At 58.4% G+C, this 25,331-nt stretch carries 19 protein-coding genes and 1 tRNA gene; 14 read left to right on the top strand and 6 right to left on the bottom strand.

Going from position 1 to position 25,331, the window contains the following annotated elements:
- Nucleotides 1-31: 31 nt before the first annotated feature.
- Both WNZ14_RS14565 and WNZ14_RS14560 read right to left on the bottom strand, forming a co-directional pair.
- The gene (locus tag WNZ14_RS14565) at nt 32-529 is read right to left on the bottom strand and encodes an FCD domain-containing protein (protein ID WP_342869366.1); all 498 of its coding nucleotides are present in this window, start codon (nt 527-529) and stop codon (nt 32-34) included.
- Between the two features lie 9 nt (nt 530-538).
- Entirely contained in the window at nt 539-1,210 is a 672-nt protein-coding gene (locus WNZ14_RS14560; RefSeq protein WP_342869365.1) for an FCD domain-containing protein, read from the bottom strand.
- 181 nt (nt 1,211-1,391) lie between these two features.
- Between WNZ14_RS14560 and WNZ14_RS14555 the strand changes: the two genes are divergently transcribed.
- The 13 genes from WNZ14_RS14555 (at nt 1,392) to WNZ14_RS14495 (ending at nt 16,207) form a co-directional block, all read left to right on the top strand.
- Complete coding sequence (locus WNZ14_RS14555) at nt 1,392-2,267, top strand: fumarylacetoacetate hydrolase family protein (RefSeq protein WP_342869364.1); 876 nt, start codon at nt 1,392-1,394, stop codon at nt 2,265-2,267.
- On the top strand, nt 2,264-3,034 hold the full coding sequence (locus tag WNZ14_RS14550) for an alpha/beta fold hydrolase (RefSeq protein WP_342869363.1): 771 nt from the start codon (nt 2,264-2,266) through the stop codon (nt 3,032-3,034). The genes WNZ14_RS14555 and WNZ14_RS14550 overlap by 4 nt, the downstream gene beginning before the upstream one ends.
- A gap of 35 nt (nt 3,035-3,069) precedes the next feature.
- Complete coding sequence (locus tag WNZ14_RS14545; protein ID WP_342869362.1) at nt 3,070-4,383, top strand: amidohydrolase family protein; 1,314 nt, start codon at nt 3,070-3,072, stop codon at nt 4,381-4,383.
- A gap of 58 nt (nt 4,384-4,441) precedes the next feature.
- A complete protein-coding gene (locus WNZ14_RS14540) occupies nt 4,442-5,443 on the top strand; it encodes a branched-chain amino acid ABC transporter permease (protein WP_342870238.1) in 1,002 nt (333 codons plus the stop codon).
- Nucleotides 5,440-6,483, top strand: a complete 1,044-nt coding sequence (locus WNZ14_RS14535) for a branched-chain amino acid ABC transporter permease (RefSeq protein ID WP_342869361.1) — start codon at nt 5,440-5,442, stop codon at nt 6,481-6,483. Before WNZ14_RS14540 ends, WNZ14_RS14535 begins: the two co-directional genes overlap by 4 nt.
- A 26-nt stretch (nt 6,484-6,509) precedes the next feature.
- Complete coding sequence (locus WNZ14_RS14530; protein WP_342869360.1) at nt 6,510-7,757, top strand: ABC transporter substrate-binding protein; 1,248 nt, start codon at nt 6,510-6,512, stop codon at nt 7,755-7,757.
- A gap of 24 nt (nt 7,758-7,781) precedes the next feature.
- On the top strand, nt 7,782-8,567 hold the full coding sequence (locus WNZ14_RS14525; protein ID WP_342869359.1) for an ABC transporter ATP-binding protein: 786 nt from the start codon (nt 7,782-7,784) through the stop codon (nt 8,565-8,567).
- The gene (locus WNZ14_RS14520; protein WP_342869358.1) at nt 8,560-10,779 is read left to right on the top strand and encodes an ABC transporter permease; all 2,220 of its coding nucleotides are present in this window, start codon (nt 8,560-8,562) and stop codon (nt 10,777-10,779) included. The genes WNZ14_RS14525 and WNZ14_RS14520 overlap by 8 nt, the downstream gene beginning before the upstream one ends.
- On the top strand, nt 10,779-11,609 hold the full coding sequence (locus WNZ14_RS14515) for a phosphoenolpyruvate hydrolase family protein (RefSeq protein ID WP_342869357.1): 831 nt from the start codon (nt 10,779-10,781) through the stop codon (nt 11,607-11,609). Before WNZ14_RS14520 ends, WNZ14_RS14515 begins: the two co-directional genes overlap by 1 nt.
- A 54-nt stretch (nt 11,610-11,663) precedes the next feature.
- Entirely contained in the window at nt 11,664-13,853 is a 2,190-nt protein-coding gene (locus tag WNZ14_RS14510) for a flotillin domain-containing protein (RefSeq protein WP_342869356.1), read from the top strand.
- A gap of 9 nt (nt 13,854-13,862) precedes the next feature.
- Complete coding sequence (locus tag WNZ14_RS14505) at nt 13,863-14,303, top strand: SRPBCC family protein (protein ID WP_342869355.1); 441 nt, start codon at nt 13,863-13,865, stop codon at nt 14,301-14,303.
- A 46-nt stretch (nt 14,304-14,349) separates the two neighbouring features.
- Nucleotides 14,350-15,999: a zinc-binding dehydrogenase gene (locus WNZ14_RS14500; protein ID WP_342869354.1), complete on the top strand. Its 1,650-nt coding sequence runs from the start codon at nt 14,350-14,352 to the stop codon at nt 15,997-15,999.
- 118 nt (nt 16,000-16,117) lie between these two features.
- Nucleotides 16,118-16,207: transfer RNA gene (locus WNZ14_RS14495), tRNA-Ser, on the top strand.
- Between the two features lie 283 nt (nt 16,208-16,490).
- On the opposite strand, the gene WNZ14_RS14490 is transcribed toward WNZ14_RS14495, so the two are convergent.
- From WNZ14_RS14490 to WNZ14_RS14480, 3 genes are read right to left on the bottom strand one after another with little or no spacing between them, the layout of a single operon-like run.
- A complete protein-coding gene (locus tag WNZ14_RS14490) occupies nt 16,491-16,967 on the bottom strand; it encodes a very short patch repair endonuclease (RefSeq protein ID WP_342869353.1) in 477 nt (158 codons plus the stop codon).
- Between the two features lie 7 nt (nt 16,968-16,974).
- Nucleotides 16,975-18,477, bottom strand: coding sequence for a DNA cytosine methyltransferase (locus WNZ14_RS14485; protein WP_342869352.1), 1,503 nt, complete (start codon nt 18,475-18,477; stop codon nt 16,975-16,977).
- A 5-nt stretch (nt 18,478-18,482) separates the two neighbouring features.
- Complete coding sequence (locus tag WNZ14_RS14480; RefSeq protein WP_342869351.1) at nt 18,483-18,668, bottom strand: hypothetical protein; 186 nt, start codon at nt 18,666-18,668, stop codon at nt 18,483-18,485.
- A 152-nt stretch (nt 18,669-18,820) separates the two neighbouring features.
- Here WNZ14_RS14480 and WNZ14_RS14475 point away from each other — a divergent pair, with 152 nt between their 5' ends.
- On the top strand, nt 18,821-20,002 hold the full coding sequence (locus tag WNZ14_RS14475; protein WP_342869350.1) for a restriction endonuclease: 1,182 nt from the start codon (nt 18,821-18,823) through the stop codon (nt 20,000-20,002).
- A 198-nt stretch (nt 20,003-20,200) separates the two neighbouring features.
- On the opposite strand, the gene WNZ14_RS14470 is transcribed toward WNZ14_RS14475, so the two are convergent.
- Complete coding sequence (locus tag WNZ14_RS14470; protein ID WP_342869349.1) at nt 20,201-25,321, bottom strand: FtsK/SpoIIIE domain-containing protein; 5,121 nt, start codon at nt 25,319-25,321, stop codon at nt 20,201-20,203.
- Nucleotides 25,322-25,331 lie beyond the last annotated feature (10 nt).

Below are 25,331 nucleotides of genomic sequence, written 5' to 3'. Positions count from 1 at the left end.
GCTCAATGTTTGGGAATCTAACCGGCGACCTTCAGGGAAACATGCCGTTCAGGACGCTGATCAGGTGCCTGCGCATGGCTTCTTCGGCGCCTTGAGTGTTGCGGTTTGTGATGTTGGAAACGATGTCGGCGTGTTCCCGGCAATATTGCTGTCGTTTGGCTTCAGTCACATGGGTACGCTTTATGCGCAGCCATTGCGGACGCTTGCGAATCACATCGAGAATTTCCTCAAGCGTCATCAGGAGGTCATTGCGGGTCGCGCTGTAAATCAGCCGGTGAAATTCGCCGTCCCAATGCTCGAACCCCTCGAGATCATCCTGCGCTTGGGCCATCTCGTGGGCGTGGCGAATGGCTTCAATATCAGCCACCGTCGCGTTGGAAACCGCCGCCGCCGCAGCCTGTGGCTCGATTATAAGGCGCACGTTCATGACATCCATCGGGCTCGCACCGGTCAACCTTTGCAGGATGACGCCGACATCGGTTGTCCCCTCCAAAGCGCCGACAGTCTGCAGAATTTTCGAAACGCTCATCACAGGTACCTATTGACCGAAATAGTTCTTGCGCCGCGCCAGAAGATGATCGCGCATTGCAGTCTTGGCGGCTTCGGAATCCCAGTTTTCAAGTGCGCTCATGATGCCGTCATGATCATCACAATAGGCCTTGCGACGGTCCTCGGTGAACCACAGTTTGCGGATTTCCATCATCGGCGCTGCGTAACGAATGATCGTCATCAGGCTGAAGAACTCGGATATGAACTTGTTGCCTGACGCCAGGCTGATCCGCCGGTGGAATTCATTGTCCCAATATTCATAGGTCTCGAGCACGGTGTGCTGTTCAGCCATCGCCTTTGCCTGCTGGATCGACCGCAAATCACTCTCGCTGGCATTGCGCGCCGCAGCCGCGGCCGCGTGCGGTTCTATGAAAAGCCGCAGATTGAGGATGTCGAGCGGACTGGCGCCCTGGAAACGTTTGAGAATGCCCGACGCATGCGGGTCAGGCTTGCCGCGCACGATGGTTCCGCGCCCGACCTGACGCATGATCAGCCCCTCGTCTTCAAGCGTAGTGAATGCACGCCTGACAGTGTTGCGGGCTACCGCGTAATGGGTGGCAAGCGAGCGTTCGTCAGGCAGGCGTTCGTCGGCGGTCCACTCGCCCTGTTCCAGTCGCAGCCGCAGATCGGCCTCGATCCTGCTTGATTTTCCTTTGGGCATCCAATCCTCGAAAGAGATATACCAATGTGAATTGGGTATACATGAAGTGGACCATTGCGCAACAAAATATGTGCAATGGTATATCAAATAGTGAATATAAGCGCTTGATCGTGTTTGATTTCCCCCATAGGCTACCAATAAAGTAAGCCAATGTGATTATTGGTATACCTTGGGAGGGGTTATGAAATTTGTCACTTTCCGCGTTGGCGGCGAGCGCAGGGTTGGCGTGTATGACCCTGCAGACTTGTCCGTGAGGCCGATCAGCATGTCATCCGCTGATGCGGACAAGGGTGTTGGTGCGCTGCTGAACCTGGATCCGGGTTCACTGGAATTGCTCTCAGCAATCTCGCTTGAATCGGTGGAAATTGAAGCCCCCTTCCCTCGCCCTTCGCGTAATATCTTCTGTGTCGGCAAGAACTATCGTGAGCACGCCAAGGAGTTTTCCCGCAGCGGGTTTGATTCTAGCGCCGCGATGGGCGAAGTGCCCAAGGAACCAATCATATTCTCAAAGGTACCTGAATGCGTGATCGCCCATGGCGATGATGTGAGCATCGATCCATCAGTCTCGGAAGCGGTCGACTATGAGGCCGAACTGGCCGTTATCATCGGAATAGGCGGGCGCGGCATCAAGGCTGAAGATGCGATGGCCCATGTCTGGGGCTACACCATCGTCAACGATGTGACAGCCCGCGATCTGCAGGGCCGCTACAGCCAGTGGCTGATCGGCAAGTCCCAGGACACGTTTTGCCCGATGGGGCCGGTCGCGGTCACAGCCGACGAAATCGATGTTGCGGACACCGAGCTGCGTTGCATCGTCAATGGCGAAGTTCGTCAGCAGGCGAACACGCGGGATCTGATCTTTGATGTTCCCACGATTATAGCCACCATTTCCGCCGGCGTGACGCTTATCCCGGGCGATATCATTGCCACAGGCACGCCGGCAGGCGTCGGCATCGGCTTCAAGCCACCAAGATATCTCCGTGACGGAGATGTCGTCAGGGTCGAGATCGACGGCATCGGCGCACTCGAAAATCGCTTTGTAGAGCGGCGCGCATGAGCAGCCGGATCCTTGCAGGCATGATGGTCGAGATCGAGGGTGACGGCGTGCCCGTCATGCTGGTCCACGGACTTGGCGGGACGTCCAACACCTGGCAGCCGTTGATGCCCGCCCTGGCCGGCATGCGTGTTATTCGCCCTGATCTGCCTGGCGCCGGCCGCTCTGTTACCCCGGATGGGGTGATCGATGTACCATTCCTGGCGAACGCCTTGATCCGGCTGGCATCAGAGCTCGGCATCGAGACCATGCATCTGGTGGGACATTCATTCGCCACCCTGATTGCGCAGCATGTTGCGGCAACACGGCCAGCATTGGTCCGGACTCTGACGCTGTTTGGCCCGATCATCGAGCCCGCAGACGTGGCACGAGAACGCCTGCGCGGACGTGCAAAGGCAGTCAGGGAAAACGGCATGTCCGAGGTCGCCGCTCAGGTTGCGTCTGCCGGACTGGCTGGTTCTGCGGCACAAGACAATCCTATCGCACTGGCATTCGTGCGGGAAAGCCACATGCGCCAGGATGCGGAAGGCTTTGCCAAATCCTGTGAAGCGCTTGCTGGCGCCAGTCGTGCCGCAGCATCGGCGATCAAGTGTCCAGTTCTGGCGATTGCGGGCGATGAAGACGCTGTCTCGCCTCCCGGCAACGCCTACCAGCTTGCCGACGAGATTGAAGCTGCGAAGGCCCAGATCCTTTCAGGGTGCGGGCATTGGGCTCCGATCGAAAGGCCAGAAGACTGCAGACGGCTATTGGGTGAATTTATACGCGGCTGATCAAGCCGGAGGGACCTCGGGAGGAGTTCAAAATCATGGATAACGCGAATGGCTACGGTGCCAATGGGTCGGTCCTGTTTACTAATGTCCGGATTCTGGATGCAACCGGCGAAAACCCTTTCACTGGCGAAGTTCTTGTTCAGGGAAACCGCATCAAGTCGGTAACCCGCGGCTCGTCAAGATATGGCGCGAGTGCGGCAAGCGGCGCCACCGTGATTGACGGCATGGGCGCAACCCTGATGCCGGGTATGATCGATGCCCACCTTCACCTCTCATGGAACAATGCGCCCGGCATCGACCCGATCCAGATGATGGAGCTCGAGGAGCACATGCTGGTCACCATGGAGATGGCCAAGCTCGTGATCGACGCGGGATTTACCGGTGGACGCGGCGCTGCCGCCGCCAAGCCGCGGCTGGATGTCGTCGCCAAGCGCTTCATCAACGAAGGCCGGTTCCCCGGGCCACGCTACCTCGCTGCAGGTCCGGAAATCACCACTGTCGGTGGTCTGGGTGACGCGGCGCCGAGCCATATTCCCCATGAAGGCCTCAACCTTGGCCTGGTCGTGTCCGGGCCTGAGGAAATCCGCCGCACCGTGCGGCAGCTGATCAAGTACGGCGTCGATTCCATCAAGCTCAACCTGTCCGGAGAAGCGATCACTGGCATGGGCGCCGAGGAAACCCCGATGGCGGAAGAAGAAGTGGCAATGGCGGTCAAGGAAGCGAGGTGCCGCAACAAGGTGGTTTCGGCGCACGCCCGCTCGTCGGGCTCGGTCAAGCAATGTGTGCGGCACGGCATCGAGAACATCTATCACGCTTCCTTTGCAGACGAGGAAAGCCTAGACATGCTGGAAGCGGCCAAGGACAAGCATTTTGTGGCACCAGGTGTCGCCTGGCTGATCAACACCGCCCGCCATGCCGGCGAATGGGGCATCAAGCCCGGCTCCCCGGTCACCATGGAATATGAGCGCGAGCTCGAAATGTGCATCGAGACGATGAAGAAGATGCATCGTCGTGGAATCCGCATCTGCATTGGTGGCGACTACGGCTTCGCCTGGACGCCGCAGGGCACCAACGCCAGGGATCTGCAGTATTTTGTCGAACTGTTCGGTTTCTCGCCGATGGAAGCCATTCTTGCCGGTACCAAATATGGTGGCCAAATCATGTGCATGGGTGATGAGCTCGGCATGATCAAGGAAGGCTATCTTGCCGACATCCTGCTGGTCGATGGCGATCCGCTGGCCGACATTCGCATACTGCAGGACAAAAACCGGCTGCTCGCGATCATGAAGGACGGCAAGTTCCACAAAGCGCCGCGCATGAACGACGCGCGCCGCCGGCTGACAGCGTGATCCACCCATGAGCAAGCCCGGCAACGCCAACAGCGATCCACTGGCCACCAGCCCCGGCATGACACGCCGCCAAGGCTGGGGCGTGGTGACACTGCTTGCCGCGGCGCTGCTGCTCTGGCTGTTCTTCGCCCAATGGCCGGATTGGCTCAACGCAGTGCTTCTTTCCAAGAAGGCGTTTCTAAGTGCCGTACTGAACGGATTGACGCTGGCGGGACTGTATTTCCTGGTCGCGAGCGGCTTCACTCTGGTCTTCGGGCTGATGCGAAACGTCAATCTAGCGCACGGTTCGCTCTATCTGCTGGGCGCCTACATCGGCTATGAGGTCGCAACCTGGACCGGTTACTGGCTGCTCGGCGTCGCCGCGGGCTTCGTGGTACTGGCGGTTGTCGGACTTGTCATGCAGGTGCTGGTGTTCCGCAGGCTGGAAGGTGACGATCTGCGCCAGACACTGGTCACGATCGGGATTTCGATTGTCGCAGCCGATCTGATGCTCGCGGCCTGGACCGGCACCACCTATCAGATCCTGGTGCCTGAATGGCTCGACGGGGCGATCAAGACGCCTTTCGTCACCGCTTACCGGTCAAACGGCGCCGCAGTGTTTCTCACCTACCCGTTCTACCGGCTGGTTGTTCTGTTCGTGGCCATTGTCATCGGTATCGGGCTCTGGCTGATGCTCAACAAGACCCGCATCGGCATGATGATCCGCGCAGGCGTCGATGACCGTGAAATGCTGTCCGCCTCAGGCGCCAACGTCCACTTCATTTTTGCTTTTGTCTTTGCTCTAGGAGCCGGTCTGGCAGGTCTTGCCGGCGTGGTCGGCGGCTCGGCACTGTCGGTATCGCCGGGTGAAGACGTTCGCTATCTGCTGGCTTCGCTTGTCGTTGTGATCGTTGGCGGCATGGGGTCGATCACGGGGGCTGCCATCGGTGCGCTGATCATCGGTCTCGCCGAGCAGATCGGCCTTGTCTATTTCCCGACCTACGGCGTCGTGCTCACCTTCCTAATCATGGTCGTGGTCCTCGCCGTACGTCCGCAAGGCATCATGGGGAGAAGCCTATGACGCTCGCGAGTTTCAACCAGCCTCAAATTGCCCGCAAGGGCTGGCTCGAGCGGCTTGGCATCGGCCATATCCTTCTGGGACTGTTTCTCATCATCTATCCACTGATTGCGAGCGACTTTTTCCTCACGACCATCGGCGGTTATTCGATGATCATGGGCATGATCGCGCTCTCGCTGATGCTGCTTGCAGGCTATGGCGGTATGGTCAGCCTGGCGCAGATCACCATCGCCGGCATTGCGGCTTACGTCGTCGCCATCTTCGGCGAGAACAATTCCAACATTCACGGCTTTGGCTGGCCTTGGTGGATCGTTGCCCCGCTGGCCATTTTCTTCGCTTCGCTCTTCTCGGCGATTTTTGGCTGGATCGCGGTCAGGACCGAGGGCATCTACACCATCATGATCACGCTGGCGATTGCCACCGCCTCGTTCTATTTCGCCCAGCAGAACTATACGTTGTTCAACGGCTTTCCCGGCTACAGCGGCCTGCGCGCACCCGAAGCCTTCGGCCTCTACTGGCGCGAACCTGTGCCGTTCTATTACCTCTGTCTCGCATTTGCAGTACTTGCCTATGTCGCGGTCCTCTACGGCTCGCGCTCGACCTTCGGGCTGACGCTGCAGGCAATCCGCGACAATCCGCGCCGAATGCGCGCCATTGGCTACGACGTTACCGCCCACAAGGTGTTTGCCTGGTTTCTCGCGGGCCTCATCGCCGGCACCGCAGGTGTACTGCTGGCCTGGTTCAACGGTCGCATTTCGCCCGGGACCATTGGCGTGGGACCAGCCATCAACATTCTTATCATCGCGATCATTGGCGGTCTTCGCCATCCGATTGGCCCGTTTCTCGGCGCTGTCGTGGTTGTGCTGATGCAGACTTTTGCCATCGATATTGTCGGAGCAGAGCGCTTCAACACATTGATCGGCCTGTTTTTCCTGGTGATCGTGTTTGTATCGCCAGACGGAATTCTCGGACTCTGGGAACGGTTCAAACCGTCCCCGGACCGGGATAGCTGGCACTCGCGGCCAGACGGTACGGGAGTGTAACTGTTGAGGATCTTAGGGAGGAATACATGAGCATTACCAGACGGACCATGCTGGCACTGGCGCTGGCTACGGGATTGGTCGCCCCATCCATCACAATGGCCCAGGCCGAAACCGTGAAAATCGGTCTGCTCGCCACATTCGAAGGCGCGTTTACTGTTTTGGGAGAAGACAGTGAGCGCGGCGCAATGACCGCAGTCGACGAGTTCGGTGACAAGGCTGCCGGCATGGACATCGAGATCGTCAAGGGATCGTCTGACGCCTCCCCTGACAGCGCTGTTCGCGCAGCCCGAAAGCTGGTTGAACAGGATGGCGTCAAGATCCTCGTCGGCCCGCTTTCGGGTGACGAAGGCATTGCGGTCAAGGAATATGCCAAGACACAGCCTGATGTGACCTTCATCAACGGCGCATCGGCCGCACAGGACACTACGTTTCGGGAGCCGGCAGAGAACTTCTTCCGCTTCTCAACCGATGGCGCTCAGTGGATGGCTGGTCTCGGTACCTATGCCTATAACGACAAGGGCTACCGGTCTGTCGCAACGGTGGCGGAAGACTATTCCTTCCCCTACACGCAGGTGTTTGGCTTCATGGCCGAGTTCTGCAAAGCCGGTGGTACTGTGCCGTCGAAATCCTGGGTGCCGATCGGCAACAAGGACTATTCGTCGGTTATCGCCGCCATTCCTGACGAAGTCGACGCCATTTATGTCGCACTTGGCGGAGCTGACGCAGTCAACTTCCTGAGCCAGTACCAGCAGTCGGGTGGTCAGGCGCCGCTGATTGGCGGTTCCATCACCGTTGACCAGACAGTCCTGACATCCAAGGGCAAGTTGCGCGACGTGCTCATCGGCACACCTGCGGCTGGTCCGACGGCTGACACCAATGACTCGCAGTCGTGGAAAGACTTCGTCGAAGCCTACAAGAAGCAGCCCGGCGCATTCCCCTCGCCGTCGCTGTTTGCCCATGCCTATTACATCGGCATGAAGGCAGCCATTCTGGCGCTCGATGAAGTTGGCGGCGATCTGTCAGACGGCGGAGCGAAATACCGCGAGGCCTTGGCCAAGCTGTCTTTCGACACGCCGACCGGCAAGGTCTCGCTAGATGCCAACCGCAATGCCATCGCCGACATCTACCTGACCGAAGTCACGGAAGATGCGGACGGCAACCTGGTCAACAAGATGGTCCAGACTGTCAAACAGGTAAACCAGACGCTCGGGATCGACGAGGCGGAATTCCGCGCACTCGGTGCGGTCAGTCGCGAAAACCCAAGCTGCCCGTAAGCCAACCTGTCAGGGAACAGACCAGTGGAACACAATGTTGCAGCATCACGTTTGCAGGGAACCGGCGCCCACGCGCTGGAGCTTGAAGGCGTGGCTCGTCATTTTGGCGCACTGGTCGCCCTGACCGGCATCAACATGAGGATCGCGCCCGGTGAGCGGCGCGCGGTCCTCGGCTCCAACGGCGCGGGCAAGACCACGCTGTTCAACGCCGTGACCGGCGATTTTTTCCCCACTGCCGGACGTATCCGGTTCTTTGGCGAGGACATCACCGAACTGGCGCCGCACGAGCGCATTCGCCGTGGTCTGCGCCGCACCTACCAGATCTCGCAATTGTTCACCAACCTGTCGGTTCTCGATTCCATCTACCTGGCTTGCCGCGGGGTTTCGCGCCGGCGCTTTTCGCTGCTGCGTCCCTCCCCGTCCGACACCAACATGGCCCAGGCCGAATCCATCATGCATGCGGTTCATCTCGATGATGACCGCGACAGGCTGGTGGGCACTCTCTCCCACGGCCAGCAGCGCCAGCTGGAAATCGCGCTGGCGCTGGCCGGTGCGCCGCGCTTCATCCTGTTTGACGAGCCTGCCGCCGGATTGTCGCCGACCGAACGCCGCGACCTCGTCGCCATTCTCAACGCCTTGCCCAAATATATCGGCTACATCATCATCGAGCATGACCTCGATGTGGCGCTGCGCGTGTCCGAATATGTCTCGATGATGCACAACGGCAAGCTTTTCAAGGAAGGTACTCCCGAAGAGATCGAAAACGATCCGATGGTGCAGGAAATCTATCTCGGAGGCGGTCATGGCTGAGCACAAGACCGGATCTGCAAAAGCTGCACTGACAATTGACGATCTTCACGTCTATTACGGCGAAGCGCACGTGGTTCAGGGCGTGTCTCTCAGGCTTGAAACAGGTGTGATGAGCGTTGTCGGCCGCAATGGAATGGGCAAGACGACGCTGTGCAACACCATTACCGGCCTCAAGCAGGCCCGGTCCGGTTCTATCCGCGTCTATGGCCGCGAGGTCTCCAGGCTGGAACCGCACAAGATCCATGCGGCGGGTATTGCCTATGTACCGCAGGGACGCCGGGTGTGGCCGAGCCTGTCGGTTGACGAACATCTGCGGCTGGTGGCTTCGACCGATCAAGAGGCAGCCTGGACCATCGACCGGGTCTACCAGACATTCCCGCGGCTTGCTGAACGGCGCGGTAATGGCGGCTCGCAGCTTTCGGGCGGCGAGCAGCAGATGCTTGCCATCTCGCGTGCGCTTCTGGCCAATCCCAAACTTCTGGTGATGGACGAGCCGACCGAAGGACTTGCGCCGGTTATCGTCGATCAGGTGGCTGAGATGCTGTCCATGCTCGGTCGCGAGGGCGACATGGCGATCCTGGTGATTGAACAGAATATCGGCGTGGCGACTGCCGTGTCCGATACTGTGGCGATCATGGTCAATGGCTGCATCAACAGGGTCATGGAATCCTCCGTTCTGGCCGCCGATCGCGATCTGCAACAGCGCCTTCTCGGCGTCGGCCGCCACAATGACGACATCGCTCTGGAGGAACCCGATGCCGGGCCTGCCGCGAGCGAACTGCTGGCCCAGGTCTATTCGGTCGAGCGCGGCGGAGCGCAGCAGGACCCGCAGTCCATTACCAGCGGCAATTACCGCACAATGGACGCGCTTCCCAACCGCTGGAACCTGCCTGCAACCAGCCTTCGCGACACTGCCTTTCGGGAAAATCAGCCGGAAAAAGCCCTGGACAAGGTCTTTACGCTGTCTTTTTCGGAGCGGATCGGCAAGACGGCGCTGATCGCCGGAACCTTCGATACCAAGGGAGAGGAGCTGCGATTCATCCGAGATTGTCTGAAATCGGTTGGCATTCCGGTCAAGACCGTTGACCTGTCGACCTCCGGCAAACCATCGCGCTGCGATGTGACGCCGATGCAGGTGGCGTCAATGCATCCGGGTGGCACCAGCGCGGTGTTCAGCAATGATCGCGGACAATCCGTAACCGCAATGGCGGAAGCTTTCGCGCGCTGGATCTCCCGCGAAACCGGCATCGGCGGGGTCATTTCCGCTGGCGGTTCCGGCGGCACTTCGCTGGCGACCGCCGGCATGCGCGCCCTGCCCGTCGGTATTCCCAAGATCATGGTCTCGACAGTTGCCTCTGGCGATACGGCCCCCTTCGTGGGCTCGACCGACATCAACATGTTTCATTCCGTTGCTGATGTTCAGGGCCTCAACCAGATCACCGAGCGTGTGCTCGCCAATGCAGCCCATGCACTCGCGGGCATGATCGCGCGGCTGCCGAGCGGGGCCGAGATGATGGCCAAACGCGCTGCCGCCCGGGCTGCGATCGGCATGACCATGTTCGGCGTCACCACCACCTGTGTTCAGGCTGTGCAGAAAGTCCTGGAGCCGGATTATGACTGCCTGGTTTTCCATGCCACCGGCACCGGCGGCCGCGCAATGGAGGCGCTTGGCCATTCCGGCATGCTGGCCGGCTTTGTCGACATTACCACCACCGAAATAGCTGACATGATAGTTGGTGGTGTGTTCCCCGCGGACGAGAACCGCTTTGGCGCAGCCATTGAAACCGGCCTTCCCTGGGTTGGCTCCGCCGGTGCGCTGGACATGTGCAATTTTGGTGCGCGAGCGACCGTGCCAGAGCGCTTCAACGGGCGCAATTTTGTCATCCACAATCCGGCCGTCACGTTGATGCGCACAACTGCGCAGGAGAACCGCGCAATCGGTGAATGGATCGGCGAGCGGATGAACCTGATGGAAGGTCCTGCAATCTTTCTCATCCCTGAGGGTGGCGTCTCCACTCTCGACAAGCCTAGCGGCCCGTTTCACGATCCGGCCGCCGACAAGGCGCTTTTTGATGCGCTGGAAGCCACCGTACGTCGAACCGCGCGGCGCAAGATCGTCCGCGTCAACGCAAACATCAATGACGAAGCGTTTTCCACCGCTGTGGCAAACGCATTCAGATCAATCTCGAACCCGCTTAGGAGAACTGCGTAGTGGTAAGATTTGAGCGCAAGGTAATTATCGACCGGTTGCAGCAGATGAAGCGCGACCGCGTTCCGATCATCGGCGGTGGTGCGGGAACCGGTCTGTCAGCCAAATGCGAGGAACAGGGCGGTATTGATCTTATCGTCATCTACAATTCAGGTCGTTACCGCATGGCCGGACGCGGCTCGCTGTCGGGCCTGATGGCCTATGGCAATGCCAATGACGTGGTCATGGAAATGGCGCACGAAATCCTTCCCGTGGTCAAGAACACGCCGGTTCTGGCAGGCGTCAACGGCACAGACCCGTTCTGTATCTTCGACAAGTTCCTGGGAGACCTCAAGGATCTGGGGTTCGCCGGGGTACAGAATTTCCCGACGGTCGGCCTGATTGATGGCACCTTCCGCGCCAATCTCGAAGAGACCGGGATGTCCTATGGGCTGGAAGTTGACATGATCGTAGCCGCCCATCAGCTCGACATGCTGACCACGCCCTATGTCTTCTGCGAGGACAACGCCACTGCCATGGCCAAGGCCGGTGCGGACATCATTGTCTGCCATCTAGGCCTGACCACCGGCGGTTCCATCGGCGCGGAGACATCGCTGAAGCTCGAGGATTGCCCGGCCATGGTCGATGCCTGGGCGGAAGCGGCATTGAAGGTCAACAAGGATGTGATGGTGCTGGTTCATGGCGGCCCGGTGTCCTCACCCGAAGACGCAAGCTTCGTGCTCAACCGCACCAGCAATTGCCACGGATTTTATGGCGCATCATCGATGGAGCGACTGCCGACGGAGCAGGCGCTGACGGAACAGACACGCAAATTCAAGGCGGTCACCTTCTAGGCAATATGCCTGGGGCGCCAAGAAAGAAGACCTGAATACTGGGAGGAATGGAATATGTCTGGCGAAATGCTTGGAACAGCATTGCTTTGGCTCATCGGCTTTGCAATCGCAGTTGTCATCGCGGTCTACATACTGCGCTGGCTCTATCGCCGGTCCACCAAGGAAATTGCCTTTGTGCGGACCGGTTTCCTGGGTGAAAAGGTGGTCGTCAACGGCGGCGCTTTCGTGATCCCGGTGCTCCACGAGATCACTCCGGTGAACATGAATGTCATCCGCATCGAGGTGAAGCGCGAGAACGATCACGCGCTGATCACCAAGAACCGGATGCGCGTCGACATATCCGCTGAATTCTTCGTCCGTGTAGGCTCTTCCCGCGACGCCGTTGCGTCCGCCGCCCAGACACTTGGCCGCCGTACAATGCAGGAAGATGGCCTGCGCACGCTGCTCGAAGGCAAGTTCGCATCCTCCATGCGCACTGTGGCTGCGCGGATGGCGCTGGAAGATATGCACGAGCAGCGCGGCGAATTTGCCACTGCGGTGCGGGATCTGGCGGCTGAATCGCTTGCCCACAACGGCCTTGATCTCGAATCTGTCGCAGTTGTCGATCTCGACCAGACCGGGCTTGAGTATTTCGATCCCTCCAACGCCTTCGATGCCGATGGTCTCACCCAGATCACGGAATCCATCGAGGCGCGGCGCAAGATGCGCAACGAGATCGAACAGCGCACGCTGGTCGAAATCCGCACCCAGAACCTCGTCGCGCAGAAGCAGGTCTACGACATTGACCGCGATCAGGAATATGCGCGGCTTGAGCAGGAACGCGAACTCGAAGTCCGCCGCGCAGCCCAGCGCACCGAACTCGTTCGTGAGCGCGCGCTCCGCGATCAGGAGTCCGAGCAGGCGCAGCTGGCGTCACGCGAAGCGATCGAAAAATCACGCCTCGCCCAGGAACGCTCGATCACCGATGAGCGCATCAAGTCCGAAGAAGACACCCAGCGCCGCGAGATCGCGCGTCGGCGGACCATCGATGAAGCCGAGATGAAAACCCGCGAGAAGACCGAGCGCGAGGAAATTGCGCTCGAACTGGAACTTGAGAAGGCCCGGATCAAGCGGGATCTCGAGCAGCGCGAGCTGGAAATCGCACGCGAGAAATCGGTCGAGATCTATGCGCTCGAGCGCCAGATTGCGGTCGCTGCCAAGGCAGTCGAACTGGCCACCGCGGAAGCGGAGAAAAAGCGCAACGATATCGTTCAGTCGCAGCTCAACGAAGCCGAGCGCATTGCCCAGGAGCGTGCGCTTGATGCTGTCCGCATAGAACGCGAGCGCCGCCTCGACGAATTGCAGATCGCCAAACGCCAGGCATTCGAAGAGGCTGAAATCGCCATGGGCGAGGAAATCGAGCGGGCGCGTCTCGCCACCGATCGCGCTGTGGCGGAAGCCACCATCCTCAATGAACGTGAAATCCGCACCGCTCGTGTCAATCGCGACCGCTTTGTGGAAATGGCCGAAATGGATAAGGCAATCGAACTGGCCAAGAAGTCGCAGGAGCGCTCTTCCGCCCTCGCCGCAGCTTCCGCGGTTCGCGCCAAGGCGATCCAGGCTGAGGAACAGACACTGACGGCGCGGGAAACCGAAATTGCCGAGCGTCGCAAGCTGACCGACCTTATCGCCACCCAGCGCGAGACGGAGACACAGGCCTTGCGCGTGACCGCAAAAGCCGATGCGGAGATGAAGGCCGCCAAGAGCCTGGCCGAAGCGCACAAGATCGCCGCGGTCGCTAATGCGGAAGCCGAGAAGATTTCCGCTCTGGCGGCAGCCGAGCGCTATCAGGTGGATGCCGCGGGAAGACGTGCACTCAACGATTCCGAAAACGTGCTCTCCGAACCTGCCCGCCAGGCCCGCATCCGCGAGAAGCTGCTCGACAAGATCGAGGGCATCGTCCGTGAAAGCGTCAAGCCGATGGAGAAGATCGAAGGCATCAAGATCCTTCATGTCGACGGTATGCATGGTGGCGGTGAAGGTGGCCGCAAGAATGTCACCGACGAGGTCATCGATTCTGCCCTGCGCTACCGTGTGCAGGCGCCGATGATTGACAATCTGATGAAGGAGATCGGCATCGAAGGCGGATCCATGGGACGCATGACCGACGTGCTGCGCGACGCCAAGGACATGACTTCGCTGGTTCAGAAAGCCGAAGGCAAGAAGCTGGACAAGCCGTCCGATGACGATGACCGGGATCGCTGAGGCAGGATCATGACCACAGTCTATGTTTCCGCCATGATCCCGGCACCGGCCTCGACGGTCTGGGGATGGGTGCGCGATTTCAACGCGCTGCCGCGCTGGACCCCGTTTGTCGCTGACAGCCGGATCGAACAGAACCTGCCGTCGGACAAGGTCGGCTGCATCCGCAACTTCGTCCTCAAGGACGGCGGTCGCATTCGCGAGCAGCTTCTGGGCCTCTCCGATTACGAGATGAGCTGCACCTATTCGATCCTTGAAAGCCCGATGGCGGTCGAGAACTACATCGCCAAACTGTCGCTGACCCCGGTCACCGACACCAACACCACGTTTGCGGAATGGCAGGCGGATTTCGACTGCCCCGCGGAGAGAGAACGCGAATTGACCCAGCAGATTGGCGTCAACGTGTTCAAGGCTGCGTTCGATGCTCTGAAATTGAAGGCGGGTGGGCGGTGACCCTGCCCGCCAACTTCATTGAGCCGGTTTCAGGTGCGCGAGGCGTATGAGCGCAATGGTCCGCGTTGTCCAATCCGCAGTCATTGATGCACCGATAGACGAGGTCTGGCGCCTGCTGCGCGACTTCAACAGCCATGATCAATGGCATCCGGCGATTGCCGAAAGCCGCATCGAGGACGGGCATCCGGCCGACATGGTCGGCGCGGTCCGGTCGTTCTCGCTCACCGATGGTGGCCGCCTGCGCGAGCAATTGCTGCGGCTCAATGATCGCGATCACGAACTGACATATTGCCTGCTGGAAGCGCCTTTGCCGCTTTATGGCTACGTCGCCAGGATCAAGCTTCGCCCTGTGACTGAAACCGGTCAGACATTCTGGCAGTGGGACTCCACCTTCACCACCCCGAAAGACCAGCAGGCAATGCTTTCCGATCTGGTGGCGAGCGGCATCTACCTGACCGGCATGCGGGCGCTGGAGGCCCATCTGCGCGCCCCGGCACCGCGAACCCCTGCTCCGTCATTTCAAACGGAGCCGCTCGCGAGACCAGAGCCGCCGAAGCAAACCCGAAGCCCGCTACAGGTTGCACCGGAGAACCGAAGTGTCCGCCTGCAGGTCTATGGCGCTACTCCGGTCTCGGGCGCGGGATCAACATTGACTGCCAACGCCATCGTGATGGACAGTCACGGCGGACCCGAGGTTCTGCAATTCCGGCAGGTGGAAGTCGCTGCCCCGGGGCCGGGCGAGGTTCGCATCCGCCAGTCCTTCGTCGGCGTCAATTTTATCGACGTCTATTGCCGGACCGGCTATTTTGACCTGCTCAAGCCGCCCGGTGTGCCGGGAATGGAGGCTGCGGGAACCGTGGAGTCCGTCGGGCCCGGTGTTGCCCATCTTTCCCCCGGCGACCGGGTTGCCTATGCCTGCGGACCCGTCGGCGCCTATGCCGCATGCCGAACCATGGACGCCGAACTTGTTGTCCCGATTCCGGACTGGTTTTCCGACGAGATCGCAGCCGCTGGCCTGCTCAAGGGAGTCTCCGCCGGGTTCTTGCTGCATGACGTGCATTCGGTGCAGCCTGGTCAGCATCTCGTCATCCATGCGGCTGCCGGTGGCGTCGGCTCGCTGGCTGTGCAATGGGCCCGCGCCATCGGTGCGCATGTCATTGCCACTGTTTCAAACCACGACAAGGCGCAGCGTGCGCGTCAGCTCGGCGCGCATGATGTCATTATCGGGCGTGGTGCTGAATTCGTCGACGCAGTGATGGACATCACTCACGGCAAAGGCGCTGACGTGATCTATGACGCCATTGGCCGTGACTCATTCGACGGGTCGCTGGCTGCCCTTGCCATTCGCGGCCATCTGGTGAGCTTCGGACAGGCCTCAGGACCGATCGGCGAGAAGGATATCGGCGGTCTGGCGTCTAAATCCGTCACCCTGTCGCGGCCCAATTACGGCCACTACACCGGCACTCGCGCCGAGATGCAGATGCAGAGTGCGCGGCTGTTTGATGCGCTTGAGCGCGGCTACCTTAAGATCGATGCGCCTGCGGCATACCCCTTGGCCGATGCAGCCCGAGCCCATGACGATCTAGAAAACAGCAGGACCACCGGTTCGATTGTGCTGAAACATCAGAAAGGCTCAACAGCCTCGCGTATCCGCTCCCCCCGGGAAAATACCGATGCGAGTTTCAATAGCCGTTGACGGAGCCTCGCAGAAAGCTGTAGAAGCGCGATCGAAAGATATTCGGTAGCACACCGGTCGCAAACGCATCAAACCGCGCGTTGGCAACAACCGGAATGCAGCACCATATCAATATCTTGGAGGGGTGGCCGAGCGGTTTAAGGCACCGGTCTTGAAAACCGGCGTGCGGGAGACCGTACCGTGGGTTCGAATCCCACCCCCTCCGCCACTTGCCCCAGAGAAAAGTTCTCCCGATCCGGCTGCGGCCGGATTTTACCGTTGTTTTCGAGGGTTATGCGGGATGGGCTGTTAACCGGCCTCCGCGCCAAGAGGCCCGGGAGCGTTCTCCCCGGGGCCGTATTCTCCCGACCTGTTGACTACGCCGGTTTGGTAAATAGCTTGGAAGTTGCTGGTTTTTAAAGTATTTTCCGTGCTAGAAATCTGAATTGGATGGGGGTCTCGTTCGGGTCCTATTGCGACACGCATCGAACTCCCTGCCGGCTTGAAACACATCATCCTGCGTCTCCTTTGGCGATCACATCTGTTTCCCCGATTTCGATCTCTGCAGCACTACTGCGGAGCCATACAGCTAGGATATTGGCTGCCATTTCAACCTGTTGGGATTTTCTGAGCGCACACTCCCAGACCGTCGCCACGCGCCAGCCAGCCTGAAGCATCTGATCGTGCACCGCGCTGTCCCGCACGACGTTGGCTGCGAACTTGGTTTGCCAGAATGCGGCCCGCGTCGCCGGGGTCGTGGCGTACCGGCAGCCGTCATGGCGATGCCAGAAACAGCCGTGAACGAATATCACCGCACGATGTCTGGGGAAGACCAGATCCGGCCGGCCGGGTAGCACCTTCGCATGGAGTCGGTAGCGGAAACCCATTGCATGTAACCCGCGCCGGAGCATCATTTCCGGATTTGTGTCACGTCCCCGCACGCGCTGCATGTTGTACCGACGCTGCTCTGGCGTGAGCACATCTGCCATCACACAATCATCCGGTTTCCGCTAGGGGCGCAGTGTCTTTTTGGGTCCGCGAACCTGCTTCTTTAAGCGTATTCATAATTGTTTTCGCTAGAGCAAAGGCCACCAGCGGCGGGACAGCATTGCCAATCTGCCTAAAGGCCTGGTTCATCGCCCCTTCAAAAATAAAGCCGTCCGGAAAGGATTGCAGCCTTGCGGCTTCGCGTACTGAGATCGTTCGCGCTTGCTCGCTGTCGTAATGAATGTGGCTGTAACTGTCCTTGCCAAGATGGGCCATAATTGTTCGCGCGGGCATGTCCCGCCACATCTTCCTCCATTTGTTGGGGAACTTCGTGTGATCATATGGGGGGACTATGCTCCTGCGGAGCTCATCATATTCGGAAGATCCGGGAATGATGTTCTGACCCATTCTTGTAACCTCCTCCAATTTGCTCCGGAACAGCGCGAACGCGTGTTCATAGGCCTCCGGGTACTGGTCACCCGGGCTCATACGAGCAAAGATTTCGTAATCCCGCGGCAAAAACCGGATGACGTGATCGTAGATCCCCGCGCCACCTTCGAATCCCGGCCACGTTTTCATCTCTCGCGCATAGTTCGAGACCGGTCGTGCAGGATCATAAGCCGTCAGTTGATCCAGGCGGCGAGCTCCGCGCTTCAGACTACCCTCCTTTAGCAGCTTACGGGCCTGAAGTTCGGGCAGATCCCCTATGGCCTCGTGAGCTGTGACAGCAGGTGGGAGCGGCCCTGTAGCACCGGGAGGATCCACGTAGTTGCATGAACTGTCCGTCTCGTGGCCGGCGGAGATCAGCTTCAGGGCCACGTTCCGAGATCCTGTGTAGCCCGATGGCAAATCTATCCAATGCGTCGGCTCCGGAAATAAAATGCTACTGGCAATCTCACGGTGATAGGCGATCAGAAACATCCGCTCCCGCATCTGTGGTACACCATAGAAAGCCGAATTGAGCAGGGTGTAGGCGCACAAATAGCCGCGGTCCTCGAGGATCTCACAGACCTCCTGCGGAACATTGTGTCCCCCGAAATTCATGACGTCGGGAACATTTTCCATCAGGATTGCTAGCGGCTTGAAAGCGCGGACATAGTCGAGATAGGGGCTAAAGAGTTTTGCTCGGGGGTCGTGCCGGAAGGCTTCTGGATGGTCATCAATCTCGCGCAACTTCGACCGACCGACACGTGCAAAGGCTTGGCAGGGTGGTCCACCGATGATCACATCAATCGTATCCGCAACTCGGCCCAGACCGAGTTTGCGGACCAGTTGCCTGGGCTTCACCCGCGTGATGTCCAGCGGTTCTGCGTGGCCTCGATCCCCGGCGTGAAAGTTCCGCGCGTGGGAAGCAGCAGCGACCGGGTCGTTCTCGACTGACGACGCGATCGTAAATCCAGCCCTTGAGAACCCCAGAGACAGACCACCGCAGCCCGAAAAGAGATCCAGCACCCGGGGAGGCGCGCCGGAGTTCAATCTTAATATTTTCTGGTTAATGAGCGCGTGGGCCAAAACCGTCACCGTCCCTGATCATCAGTATCAAATAAACCGCGCTGAACCTGATAGCCTACCTGATCCATATGCTCCCGGACTAGCCGGACAATTAGAGGTGACTTCTTAAATCCTTTCTCGCGGCAGTAGGCCTCAAAGCGATCAGCTTCCTCCTGCGGCATCAGCACCTGGATTCGCCTGGGATCACTCATTTGCCCTTGCCTCCGTTTACGGAGTAGTATCATCCAGAATGTGCATAACTCAACACGTGTGCGCACTTTTGTGCAGAGCTATGTCGCGAGGATGTGTCGGGTATCCATTAGCTCGATAGGGAAGAGCATCTTGAATTTCAGAGAGGTAAGGCGTGGCCGACGAGATCATCCCCTTTTCTAGACTCGAGCAAGCCGACCTTCATGTCGATGCAATCTACCAGAGTGGCCGCCGGGGCAATGCGGGCGATGAACCCCTGCCGCGCCTCATCAGCGTAAGCAACAGCGGAGGTTTCCGGTATCGCGGGAACCTCGAGTCGTTGGAGCTTGTTGCGCTGACTTCCTCCCTTAAGGACCCGGACTGGCCGGATCTGCTCGATCCCGAAACCGGTATTTTTACATATTACGGGGACAACAAACGGCCCGGACGCCCGCTGCATGAGACGCCTCGAAACGGGAATGAGCTCCTGCGGCGGATTTTCAACGATACGCACTCGGGTCCGGATGGACGGCGGAAGGTTCCGCCGATCTTTATCTTCACCAGCACAGGCGAATGGCGGGACTTTCGGTTTCGGGGGCTGGCGGTCCCTGGGTCGATCAGCCTGAGTTCGTCGGAGGATTTGGTCGCCATATGGAAGATCACAGAAGGCGCCCGGTTCCAAAACTATCGAGCACGGTTCACCGTACTCAACGCACCTATCATCAGCCGGACCTGGATCAACGACATCATCGAAGGGAGACCCCTTTGCCCGAACGCGCCGGAGGCTTGGCGGGATTGGGTTGAGAATGGCAACCACCGCCCGCTACAGGCTACCAGATCCCTCGAATACAGAACGAAGGATGAACAGCTGCCGACCAGCCCGGAAGGTAACGCTGTAATCCGATGCATCCATAAGTATTTTGCTAAGGACCCGTATGGCTTCGAGCACTGCGCGGCAGGGCTGGTCCGGTTGATGATGTCCGATATCGCAAGCATGGATGTGACGCGGCCATCCCGCGATGGGGGCCGGGATGCAATCGGACAACTTCGGATAGGAACAGGGGCATCTGCCATATTAGTAGAATTTGCGCTTGAAGCAAAATGCTATGCTTTGACCAACAGCGTGGGGGTACGACCGATGTCTCGTCTGATCTCAAGGCTGCGGCACAGGCAGTTCGGCATCCTCGTTACAACCAGCTACGTGGACCGGCAGGCCTATCAGGAGATCAAGGAGGATCAGCATCCGATCATCGTGATCGCAGCAGCCGACATCGTAGTGCTGCTGAAGGATCACGGATACAGCGATCCGGTTTCCGTGCTCGCATGGCTCAAAAGCAATTATCCATTGGACGGGTAGCGGCGCTTAACATGGCAATTCCGTTGCGGTAGAGGTTTTTGTTTGCCGGGAGTGCCTCCAAGAGAGCCATTACGTGTTCTGCCATGCGCTTGCGCCTGATGTGCATATAGAGCGTCCGATGAACCCCACCCGAATTGCTGCGATAAACGCTGTTTCCTTGGCTTTGGAAAAGCTATCGGCGTGATCGCTTACCGCTAGTCAGGTTTTCGCGCATTGAACGCGGATCAATACACCGCTCTCCTTGAAGAATGCGTCTCCTTTACCGGTCAATGATTCCGCGCCCGGGTCATCCATGATGACCCGGCTCTCGGTTGCGCTCTTAACTCGTAGAGCGAGCTGTGCCGGAAGGTTTGACCTGAGGTTTGTGCTTATAACAGATGCATCGGGCTTTTGAGTCGCGATTATCACATGAATTCCCGCAGCGCGAGCTTTCTGCGCGAGGCGTTTCAAATGTCCCTCGATTGTCTTCTTTGCGTCTGGTTCTGATGTCAGGTCCGCATACTCGTCGAGAACGATAACCCACCTCGGAATGCGCTCCTCTTCTGAAGCTTGGGCGTTGTAGTCTCCGAGCGACCTGACTCTTGAGGATTTAAATTTTGCGTAGCGGGCTTGCATCTCGTCGACGGCACGAGCAAGGATCCTGATCGCGTCCTCTTCGTCCCAGCCGATCTCTCCATCGAGATGTTCAGAATCCGAGAGATGCTCGAGTTCGGTTCCCTTCGGATCTATCAGCTGAAGCCGCACCTCTTCGGGGGAATAGTGTTCCGTAAAACCTGCAAGGATCGTGTTGAGGGCTTCTGACTTCCCGCTCCCGGTGGTTCCGCCAATCAGGAGATGGGGTGAGTTGGATGAGGTGAAGTCGATGTCTACGACATTGCCGAAGCGATCCTCTCCCAAGGGAACCTTCAGACCAAACTCCGGGCGTTCCCAGCGGGACCAAAGATCCGAAGCGTCGATGAAGTAGCGGTCTTCATCCAACTTGGGTACGTCTATGGTCACATACCCCTTGTCGATGTCGAACCGCATGTCTTGCGAAGCCTCCAGCTCCAAAGCGATTTTCAGTGCGTCGCGCTTTTCAGAAAGTTTCCGTGGGTCCACACCTTTTCCAGGGCGCACTCTGAAGAGAATTGACGCCGGTCCCTCCACGACGTGCTCAACGTTTGGGTCGGTCTTGTTAACTCCGATGCCGTACTGACCGAATGTATCCAGTATGATCTGATACCGACGATTGAGCTCGGTCTTTCCGAGATGACCGCGGGTATCATTTTTCGTCGCGAGTGACACGGGTTGGCCTTTGGTGCCCTCTATATCGGCAGTATCATCTTCAGGCGTAGGCCCGGGAGACGTTATGACATCGGTAGCCTCCTCCTCGCCCTCATTCGTGTGCCGGATCGTTGGCGTTTTTTCTGGGTTGCCCATAAATTTACTCTGATCTGGTTTGCTCGACGGCACCAGAACCATAGGGTCGGCAGATCGATCTAGCAGCGCGCTACCACCGGTCAGCGCAATCTGGACTCGGGGGTCGGCGTCGTATGCTTCCATCGTCATTTCTCTTCGGTGCGAATATTCGCAGATGGAATAGAGGCCGGCGAGGTTCACGGAGGCAAAGTCGCCCTTACGGAATCGACTTCTTATTTCTTCAGCGACTCTGGAGCGTCGCGGCTTTTGACTTGAACTTGGTTCATGCGGGCTGAAGACAGCGTCCTCGCTCACGGTATCCACTGCGGAGAGAATGTTGTCTCTCCAGAGAGCCCCATCCATCGGGTCCTGGTCACTCCCCTGAGGAAAAACAGAATTGAACATTTGGAGGGTCTTACGAACTTGCTCCGCTCCGTGTGCGTCGTAGCCCGAGCGTCTCAACTTGCTTTCGAGGATGAGAATGTCCACCGAGAGACCGTCTTCTCCCAAGTTCACCGACAGCCTTATCATGTCGGCACGCATCGAATGTACCGAAGCGAACCACTCCGGATGTTCGTCCAGAGAAATCCAGGCGGTAAAACCATCCTTGATGGAGACAGACATCATGCGGTCAGCGACCTGTCTGGCTATGCTCAACCCGAGAATTTCCTCAGTGACCCGGGATATTCCTAGCGCGTCCAGTGTCAGTCTCGGTGAGATCTGGCGCGCTTCATCATATATCTTCCGTGCAAGCCGCTGCGCCTGCTGTGCCCCCAATTCCTGTCGACCAACTGACGAGGCAATTCGCTTCAACTTTCGGGTCAGACGGTCGATGACGAATTGCTTCCCGGCATTCGAGGACACGATGAGGGTGAATAAGCCACCTGGGCCAACGCCGTCCCGAAGGGAAAGAACCTCCGGACGTGTTTCAAGTCTTTCGATTTGCTCTCTCGTGATGTGTCGTTCTACTGTGATGACCCAATGCGAACGTCTATGGAGCGCACCGAAGAAACGCGCTGTATTGTGGAAGTTTATCCGGATGTCGATGAAGTCCGTCGCCTCCGGGCGGTCTGCAGCGACGGGATTTCTTCGTTCGTGGCGGACAGCGAGGGTCGACCAGTCTGAAAGGGCGGTGTCGGGCATCTTCGGTCTGAGCGATACCCAGAGAGCTGAGGCTCCTGCCCCCGACGCGATATAGGTCGGATCGTCGAGAAGCGGGTCAAACTTCCCATGCGACGCGGTCTCGTCCTCTGTCTTGGCATCCGTGCTGATATTGTTGTCCAGAAACTGGGGGACAATTGCGAGATCGCAGACAAGGCTCCCCAGCGCTGAATCGGCATCTTCCCTTACCTCGTCAAGATCGTGGAGATTGAGCTGCGCGGGTGGGAAAAGCGCGCCTTCACCTGCAAGTCGGTTTTCCGTATCAACCAGTTCGAACTGGCGTGCAGCCTCGTCCCAGCAGTCCTTCGGCGCGACAAGCTCGATCGTCATCGCGACGTTCTTAAATTCCGCTTTTCGAACACCCTGAACTATGTCTGCTGGAAGTGCGCTCGCGCCGCCAGTCACGACGAGAGTTCTGAGGCCGTCAGCCTTGTAGGGATGAGCATGGAGATATGCTGTGATCTGGCGGACAATTTCAGAAACGAGGCTCGCGTGGATTCTGTCTCCCGAAGCCGTTCCGCCGGAAGAGGCAGCCCTCTGAAAATTCTCGGTCCAGCCTCGCTCACCGTCGGCGAAGAGAAGATGCCCCTCTGCGGCTGTGTGTATCGACGGTTGTTGATGTGGCGAAAGCCCCTGGATCCAGTTCAAGTACAGGCTCTCATTGTGTTCGTTGAGCTTCAGAGTGCCTTCGATCGCATCGGCAGCAAGCTGGGATGACTTCGAAAGGTAGGCCGCAATCCATCTGAGTTTCAGCGGGTGCGACTGCAGCATGAGCACTCGGTCGCCGTCAAAACCCTGTACGCAATCAGCGTTCAGGAACTGAATCATGCCTTCCGGGATGTCTCCGTCCGGTACAAAGGTTTTGCGGGCATCAGCAAGAAGTGCGGACCATTCATCGAACACGTCATTCAAAAGCCCCGAAGAAAGGCCCTCTTTATCCACCTCAGCTCTGAACATAGAGCGGATTTCCACCAGCTGTTTGATAATGGGATGATTCAGTAGCTCATCCGGGATCGGTTTTGCCCTTCCGTTTTCGAAGGGAAGAAGGCGATGCGCCACTTCCGTAATCCATGCTTCACCACTCCGGTTTGAGGGAGCGTGAAGTTCTGCGGTCACATCGCCCCTGTCCTCGCCACAGACGGATATCCAGAACAAAGCGAGATACGGCAGATCTTCAGGTAGCCACTCAACGGCGATTTCGCTGTCAAGCTCGGTGTCATCCTTAGCGTTCACCAGGACGAACTCGAGAGGAACAGGCAGCCATGCCGTTCCCTCATCTTCCTCTGATGAAACAGTCTCGGAAGTCTCCGCCTCCGGATCGATTTCCTCCTTGAGGGGAGGAACAGGGGTCTGTTTGGTCAACCGCTCATCAATTTCGAGGGAGATCGAGCCAATGCCATCCTCAAGCGAACTAGAAATTTCAACCAATGATCTTCCGTAGAGGAATGCAAAGAGGCCAAGTGTGGGCGTGTGCTGATTGGTCGTTCCGGCGCCTGCCCGCAGCTCGATCCGGAATTCTCCCTCTTCAAGGTCATTGCGCGCCCGTAAATCAACGGCTACCTGAGACAGCTTGATCAGGGGGTTCTGGATTCTTTCAACAACTGGCGAGGCCAGCTTTTCTACCATTCGAAGCGTTTGCTTCGACAGAAGGTCCTTCAATGGTAGAGCATTAGCATCAGCGGGCTCGCTCTCCAGGAACTTGCGGGCGTCGTCCGCAGATCGGTCGTTCAACCCGCCCTCCACCGCGAGTTCGCCAAACTCTGGCTTTCTCGAGGCGTCGCTGTCGATGATTTCCTCCGCAACACGCTGGCCGAGGGGCAGGCCTTTCACATCCTTACTGAAGACCTGTTCGAAGATCCTATATGGTATTCGCTCCCGCCTCTCACGGGAAGGATCACGGCAGTATTCAGAGCATTCCTTCCGCCAGCGGACCTGTGTGTCGGGCTCATATTGCTTGCCCTCCTCGTTCACGAACTTTGTTCGAAAGCAATCTTGCGCGGTTTTTTCCGGGTCGAGGTCTGACGAGGGCGAAGCGGCGAGTTCAGACCTCAGCAGGTTGAAAGAAAGGCGGCGAGCTAGGCGTCCGGCATTCTGGCGCCAGTGTTCGTCCGGGAACATGTCCAGATGCACAAGGCGTCGGCCGACCAGCGCGTTCGTTTCTTCGGGGGAATAGACTCCGGAGCCTGAAACCACTTCCTCTGCAGCGGCAAGTACGAATCCCGCAAACTTCCTGACCGGGACAATAATACCCGCGGCATCGAGTTCTCGCAGCACTTCCACAAGCCGATCCCGCAAAAGCTCATTACCTTTAGGGTTGGAAGATCCTGCGAACCCGAGCGCCTTTCTTACTATTTCTTCGGGGACCGAGAACTCCCCTTCTTCGTCGAACGTGCCGTCTAGAAAGTTCACGTCTCGCAGGGTGAAGATATTCTTCAGACCCTGCTCATCGCTCTCCACCTTTGTCTCGATGTAAACAAGGCCATGGTCATTGTTGTTCCGGTAAAACGTGATTGAATGGTCAGGATCCGCTCTGAACTCCTTAGGGAACTCCTCATGCGAGTCGCTAGCCACCAGAAGTCTGACACGCTCGAGACCACGCTCGGCGCTCCGGAGTTGCCAGACACGCAGGAACTCCAACGCCTCACTTCTGATGAGATTTTTTAATCGGAATGAGTTGCGATCTGAACCGTCACCGGCGGAGAAGCTGCGAGCAACAATTTCGAATGCCGTGCTGGCAATGATCTTTTCAATTCCGCTCATTTCAGGTCCT

Origin of the sequence: Hoeflea sp. AS60 (genome assembly GCF_038900115.1) — a bacterium.
GTDB lineage: Bacteria > Pseudomonadota > Alphaproteobacteria > Rhizobiales > Rhizobiaceae > Hoeflea.
The sequence above is the reverse complement of the archived record's forward strand: the minus strand, read 5'-3'. Positions and strand labels throughout refer to the sequence as shown.